The organism is Massilia mucilaginosa (genome assembly GCF_011682145.1).
In the GTDB taxonomy this organism is placed as follows: Bacteria; Pseudomonadota; Gammaproteobacteria; order Burkholderiales; family Burkholderiaceae_D; genus Telluria_A; species Telluria_A mucilaginosa.
In genome coordinates this window covers 1-1467 of record NZ_WHJH01000143.1, presented here as the reverse complement: position 1 = coordinate 1467, position 1467 = coordinate 1, and the positions used below count along the sequence as shown (strand labels likewise).

Genomic DNA, 1467 nt, shown 5'->3' with positions numbered 1-1467 from the left:
CAGGACCGTGAAACGATTTTACGCCGATGATAGTGCTGCAACCAGTGTGAAAGTAGGTCATCGTCAGGCTAGTTATAAGAAGAAAACCCCGCAGAAATGTGGGGTTTTTTTTCGTCCGCGTTTTCGTCAAAGGCGGATTGCTTATCCACAGACTTGTCGTTTCATTTCCCATCTGCAATTTGTCATTGCTTGCTTCATCTCAAAGCCCTGCAAAAGCATCGGAAAACAACATTATTCCTCAATCCTGCTGTGCAAAATTGTCTGTGACCTAAACCCCGAGTAAAATATGGTACGCAAGCAAGACGCAGTCTTGGTTGGATAATTTAACTAATAAAAAAGGATTTACCCGTGTTTAAAAAAATCGCATTGGCAGCAGCTCTGGCCGTTATGGCTTCCTCGTCCTTCGCCGCTGAAGCGAACAAATTCTACGTCGGTGGCGATTTCGGCACCACCAAAGTTGACGATTACTCCGACCGCGAAACCGGCTACGGCGCGTTCGTCGGCTACAACATCACCCCGACGATCGCTGTTGAAGCAGGCTATCGCCGTCTGGCTTCGTTCGAAGAATATCGCACCGACGTTACCTTCGACCAGGCTGCTATCTCGGTCATCGGTTCGATTCCACTGAGCAGCGGTTTCGGCCTGTACGGCCGTCTTGGCTACAACCGCCTGGAAGCTAAAGCTTCCGGTGGCGGCTTCAGCGAAAGCGAGTCGACCAACAAAGCGCTGTTTGGCTTTGGCGCAACCTACGCTTTCACGCCAGCAATTTCGGGTCGTATCGAAGTTCAGCGTCCAAGCGGCGACCTGACCAACTTCAGCGCTGGCGTATCGTTCCAGTTCTAAGTCATCGTGCTTAAGAAAATCCCGCCAGGCGAAAGCCCGGCGGGATTTTTTTTGCCCAATGCGAAACCTTGGCGTGCAAGGGCTGCTCGCTATCGGCATCATCCACCAATGCCTTGAGGCGCCGGCAACCATCCAGCAGCCCCGAGCATGGCATAGCGAGTGCTACGAGCCCCATTTTTCTCTCTTTGCACCAAAGGGCGGCGACGTTTGTATCGGATTAGCGCCAAAACAACTTGGCAAAGTTTGAGAAGCTCTGCTATAGTTCGCCTCCCCGCAGAAAGGGTTAACGAAATCAAGTAGTTAGCAGTCTGTCAGGGCCGTCTCCAAGGAGACGCGGTAGTAAAAAAGAGGTTGACGAGAAACGCGAAACGCTGCATAATCTCATCTCTCTGCTGCAACGAACACAACGCTTCGTACCATGCGGCAAGATAGAAATACCGAACAAGTTCTTTAACAATTAACAGTCGATAAGTGTGGGCGTTTGATGAAGGTGCCAGCAGAGCGCAAGCGATGTTGAATACTTAAATTATCAAATGTTCACAAAAAAGAAACACGGCGCATCGAAAGATGAGCTTGTCAGTATTTTGAGTGAGCGATCTGTCCGCAAGGACATTAAACAGAGAT

Annotated in this window: 2 protein-coding genes; both read left to right on the top strand. The window is 50.0% G+C overall.

Features of this window, described 5'->3' with window-relative positions; all coding sequences use genetic code 11:
- A partial coding sequence (locus F2P45_RS35835; RefSeq protein ID WP_223164910.1) for a hypothetical protein occupies positions 1-283 on the top strand: 283 nt, incomplete at its 5' end.
- A 65-nt stretch (positions 284-348) separates the two neighbouring features.
- Complete coding sequence (locus F2P45_RS34155) at positions 349-843, top strand: outer membrane beta-barrel protein (RefSeq protein ID WP_166882648.1); 495 nt, start codon at positions 349-351, stop codon at positions 841-843.
- The last annotated feature ends 624 nt before the right edge of the window (positions 844-1467 follow it).